At 49.4% G+C, this 4,743-nt stretch carries 5 protein-coding genes and 1 pseudogene; 3 read left to right on the forward strand and 3 right to left on the reverse strand.

Features of this window, described 5'->3' with window-relative positions; genetic code table 11:
- Together ACOJS8_RS15330 and ACOJS8_RS15335 are read left to right on the forward strand one after the other, a co-directional pair.
- Positions 1–265, forward strand: a pseudogene (locus ACOJS8_RS15330) (hypothetical protein); the annotation flags it as partial.
- Between the two features lie 105 nt (positions 266–370).
- Complete coding sequence (locus tag ACOJS8_RS15335; RefSeq protein WP_420149418.1) at positions 371–2,341, forward strand: sialate O-acetylesterase; 1,971 nt, start codon at positions 371–373, stop codon at positions 2,339–2,341.
- 67 nt (positions 2,342–2,408) lie between these two features.
- Here ACOJS8_RS15335 and ACOJS8_RS15340 read toward each other — a convergent pair whose 3' ends face one another.
- The 3 genes from ACOJS8_RS15340 to yidD all read right to left on the reverse strand — a co-directional run bounded on the left by ACOJS8_RS15340 (position 2,409) and on the right by yidD (position 3,619).
- Positions 2,409–2,846, reverse strand: coding sequence for a DUF4174 domain-containing protein (locus ACOJS8_RS15340; protein ID WP_420149419.1), 438 nt, complete (start codon positions 2,844–2,846; stop codon positions 2,409–2,411).
- A 65-nt stretch (positions 2,847–2,911) separates the two neighbouring features.
- Positions 2,912–3,289 (reverse strand): co-chaperone GroES, encoded by a 378-nt coding sequence (locus ACOJS8_RS15345; RefSeq protein ID WP_420149420.1) that lies wholly within the window; start codon positions 3,287–3,289, stop codon positions 2,912–2,914.
- Positions 3,290–3,409: 120 nt separating this feature from the next.
- Positions 3,410–3,619 (reverse strand): membrane protein insertion efficiency factor YidD, encoded by a 210-nt coding sequence (gene yidD, locus ACOJS8_RS15350; protein WP_420149422.1) that lies wholly within the window; start codon positions 3,617–3,619, stop codon positions 3,410–3,412.
- 153 nt (positions 3,620–3,772) lie between these two features.
- On the opposite strand from yidD, the gene lgt reads away from it, so the two are divergent.
- Positions 3,773–4,618, forward strand: coding sequence for a prolipoprotein diacylglyceryl transferase (lgt, locus tag ACOJS8_RS15355; RefSeq protein WP_420149421.1), 846 nt, complete (start codon positions 3,773–3,775; stop codon positions 4,616–4,618).
- Positions 4,619–4,743 lie beyond the last annotated feature (125 nt).

Here is a 4,743-nt window from a genome sequence, read left to right on the forward strand (position 1 = left end):
TGAAGTAGGTGCTGAATACAATGTTCGCCTGACCAGTAAAGTTGATCTGGGCTTTTCGGTACGTAAGTTTTTCGGACTGGGCAATTCCATTACTACCGATGTAAGCTACGCGGTTAGTCAGGGGGCTACGCAGCAGGCTCAATTGCAGGGAGACGGCACGGGGATGAGTTATGGCACTACGTTACGGTATACCTTTAGTACCCGACGCAAGGTTACCAATGTGATGAACGTTCAGGGAAAACATGGACTTAACAAACGTAACTAGTCCGAACGAATAAAATTCCGCAGAAGAAAGTAGGTGGCTGAGAAAGCCACCTTTTTTGTTGACCTGCAAGTTATGTACTGAAGCCCTTAAATACCTTACTAAACCATGAAATGTTTGACCTGGAGAACCTTTATCCTTATTCTTCTAACAGTTCAGGCCGCTTTTGCCGAAGTGCGCTTACCCAATGTTTTCGGATCGCACATGGTTTTACAACGCCGAAAATCAGTGCCGGTCTGGGGATGGGCGGATGCTAACGAAAAGGTGGTTGTTACGTTCAATAATCAGACGAAAACCGTTAAAGCTGGGAAAGATGGCAAGTGGCGCGTTACGCTGGACCCAATGGAAGCGGGCGGGCCGTATCAGATGCTGGTGAAAGGTAAAACCAATACCGTTACGTTCGATGACGTGCTGATGGGCGAAGTTTGGGTTTGCTCCGGCCAGTCGAATATGGAGTGGCCGCTGATTGCCGCTTCGAATGGGAAAGAGGAGATTAAAACGGCAAATTATCCGAACATCCGGCAATTGCTGGTCAAAAAAGATATCAGCCTGACGCCCAAAGACAATATTGAAGGTGAGTGGAAGATTTGTACGCCCGAAACCGCTCCTGCGTTTACCGCCGTTGGTTATTTTTTTGCCAGGCAGCTCCAGCAGGAACTGAACGTACCGATTGGGTTGATCAATACGTCGTGGGGAGGCACTCACTCCGAAACCTGGACCAGCCGCAATGCGATGAACAGCAGCGAAGAGCTACATTCGGTGGCCAGCAAGCTGCCTGCTACGTACGAGGAAGTAATCAAAAGTGGTAAAGAACGTACTGACGCGCTTATACAGGCGCAGCAGGGAACGTTGCCTTCAGCCGATGAAGAAAAAACATGGGCCAACGCTGACCTGAATGATGCGAGTTGGAAAACCATAGCGATGCCGGGCGACTGGGAATGGCGGGGTTTGCCGACGTTCGATGGGGTCGTTTGGTTGCGGCAGGAAGTGGTCATTCCGGAAGGCAGTAAACTGCAAACGATTGTTCTGCACATGGGCCCTGTCGACGATGGCGATTCTACGTTCGTGAATGGTCAGTTCGTCGGGAGCCGAAAAGGAGCGGCTGCGCGCGAGTATCACTTGCCCGATGGTTTACTGAAAACAGGACGTAACGTGATTGCTGTTCGCATTGCCGACCGGGGTGGGGCTGGTGGATTGATGGGTCAGGAAGATCAGTACTACCTGTCGGGCGATGGGTTTGACAAGCGGCTGAGTCCGAACTGGAAATACCGGATTGCCAGTGTGTCTGCATCGTCTTACAAGCCTGGCCCCAATACGTATGGCACTCAATTATTCAACGCCATGCTGAATCCGCTGATTCCCTATGCGATAGAGGGGGTTATCTGGTACCAGGGAGAATCCAATGCGGGTCGGGCGTATCAGTACCGGAAAACGTTTCCCCTGATGATTCAGGACTGGCGGCAACATTGGGGCTACGATTTTCCATTTTTGTTTGTTCAATTAGCCAGCTTTAACGCAGCCAATGGCGATAGTCAGCGAGGCAGTAACTGGGCCGAACTTCGGGAAGCGCAAACCATGACGCTTCAGTTACCGAACACCGGTATGGCTGTTACGTCGGATATTGGCGAGCGGTCGGATATTCACCCGAAAAACAAACTGGACGTTGGTAAGCGGCTGGCTGCCGAGGCCATGCGGGTAGCGTATGGCAAACAAAGTGAAGGCGGCAATGACGTATCACGCGGCCCTCAGTTCGACAAAATGACTGTTGATGGCAATCGAGTCGTACTCATGTTTCGAAACGCAGGTACTGGCCTGACCGTTAAGGATAAATACGGTTATCTAAAGGGATTTGAAGTGGCGGGGGCCGATCAGAAGTTTCATTACGCTAAGGCAACGATTCAGGGAAATAACGTAGTGGTTCAGGCCGATTCGGTAGCGGCCCCGGTTGCCGTACGCTACGGTTGGGCCGACGATAACAGCGACGTAAATCTTTATAATCGGGAAGGTTTTCCTGCTGTTCCATTCCGTACCGATACGTGGAAAGGTATTACCGAAGCGGCCAGATTTGGTGATCGATGAGGTGAAGTCGACCAGGACTTTGTGTGGAGAAGTTTAAGCCCGGATCTTGTTAAGGTCCGGGCTTACATTATTGCTTCGATTCCTGTTTCCGCATTGGCATGCTGTCGATGGTATCGAATAAATCCTTTGTCGAAACGGGCGTTTTATAGGTTTTCTTAATGCCGCCGTCTTTACCAATGAGCCAGCCTGCAAAATTGTCGGACGGATTAAGTTTATAATCGTGCATCAGAAACTGGCGGTCGGGTTCGGAGACCATAGACGCAATCAGCACGATTACGTCCAGATCGCGTTCCGTTACGCCCGCTCGGGCTTCTGTCAGGGCTTCCTGCTGCTCAATAAGGGAGTGTTGGGCGTCATCGCGGCCATAGAGCAACAGTACGCGCCGATGGTCTTTCTTTTCGTTCAATATCGCCTTGAGCGATTTCTGTTGGTTCGCTACGCTTTCCATAACAAATGTAAGCCCCGTTAGCAGGACTATCAGACTCATCAACCAGCGATGTCGCATAGTGTTTACATAACGCAGCCGCGAAGCCACGATTTTTTCAATTCTGCGACGGGTAAGTCGCATTACTACCCTAAATCCTCCATCCGTTCCAGCATCAGAATCGACGACTGCGGGACAATAACGTACTGTTCGCCTTCGTACTGCACTTCAATGGCGTTACGTTGCAGATACAGGGCCAGATCGCCTTCCTGCGCCTGAAGCGGCATGTATTTTACTTTCTCTTCGGTTTCTTTCCAGGGTTCGTCCTCCGTGGCTACCGGAATCGGATAACCAGGCCCTACTTTAATAACGTATCCTGACTGGACTTGTTCTTTTTCCTGAACGGTAGGCGGCAGATAAAGTCCGCTGGATGTACGGTCAGAAGAGTCTTTAGGTTTAATCAGCACCCGATCGCCAACGACAAGCAGGCGTTTAAGTTTATTATCGGCAGTAATTCCAAGCATAGTAGTCAGTAGTCGATAGTTAATCGTTGTTCGTCAAAAATCAGGCGAATTAAGTGGGTAAGTCAAAATGTCAGGCTACGTCAGCTATTGACGACTAACGGCTGTTGACTATTGACTCGATCACGGTACCGGATCATAACCGTGCCCGCCCCAGGGATGGCATCGGCTGATGCGTTTCAGGCCCAGCCAGCCGCCCCGCAGCGCGCCGTGTTTGCGGATGGCTTCGATGGTGTACTGTGAACAGGTGGGTGTATAGCGGCACGCATTCGGGAAATACGGTGACACCACACCCTGATAAATCTTCACCAGGCCAATTAGAATTGATTTCATCATACACGCATAAACAGCAAAACCGACAAAAACTTTCCGGCAATACGTATCTTTGTCCGCCAACGTTATAAGGGGCAAGGTTTTTACGTTCTTAACGGCGAGTTTTCGATTGAAATAAGCTGCTACTTAACCTGAAACGTATTCATTCATTATATGCTGCAATACATTATTTGGGAAGTTAATCCCGAAATTTTTCACATCGGTTCCTTTTCAGTTCGTTGGTACGGACTTCTGTTTGCGCTGGGTTTTCTGATCGGTATGCAGATCATGAGCTACATTTTCAAGAAAGAAAATAAGCCCGTTGGCGATACCGATACGCTGTTGATTTATATGGTCATCGCCACGATTCTGGGCGCGCGTATCGGCCATTTTCTGTTTTACGAACCCGATGTTCTGCTGAAAAATCCGTTAATCGTTATTACGCCCCCTTTTGCCGGACTGGCCAGCCACGGGGCTACCATCGGTATTCTAACTGCGCTCTGGCTGTATTCGCGTCGTAAAGAAAGCCTGCAAACAAATCAAACCTTTCTGTGGGTAACGGATCGGATTGTTATTGTCGTAGCCCTGGGTGGGGCCTGCATCCGCTTCGGCAACCTGATGAACTCGGAAATTGTGGGTCGTCCGACCGATGTGCCCTGGGCGTTTGTGTTTATGCAAAACAACGAATATGCCAAGATTCCTCGCCACCCAGCGCAGTTGTATGAATCGCTCTCGTGTTTAGTCTTGTTCTTTTTTCTGCTATGGTTCTGGAACCGTCATAAAGAGCGGACACCTCGCGGCAGTATGCTCGGTATTTTCCTGATCTGGGTGTTTACGCTACGTTTCCTCTATGAATATCTGAAAGAAAATCAGGTAGCGTTTGAGAACACCATGGCGCTGAACATGGGTCAGATTTTGAGTATTCCGGCCGTGTTGATGGGAATTTATTTCGTAGTACGTAGTTACCAGACGCCCGTTGTTATTCCGGAGCGAGCCGAATCGAAAGAGACAACTTCATAGACTACGTATCAGAATTCGACTGGCTTTTCTGATTTTGGAGACGGTGCCGCAGAAATGGTGTATTTTTGGTCATTCTTAACCGCTTATACACTACTTATTCTGTGGAGCCGTCTCTTTCTTATTTT

It is taken from the genome of Spirosoma sp. (assembly GCF_048594605.1).
GTDB lineage: Bacteria > Bacteroidota > Bacteroidia > Cytophagales > Spirosomataceae > Spirosoma.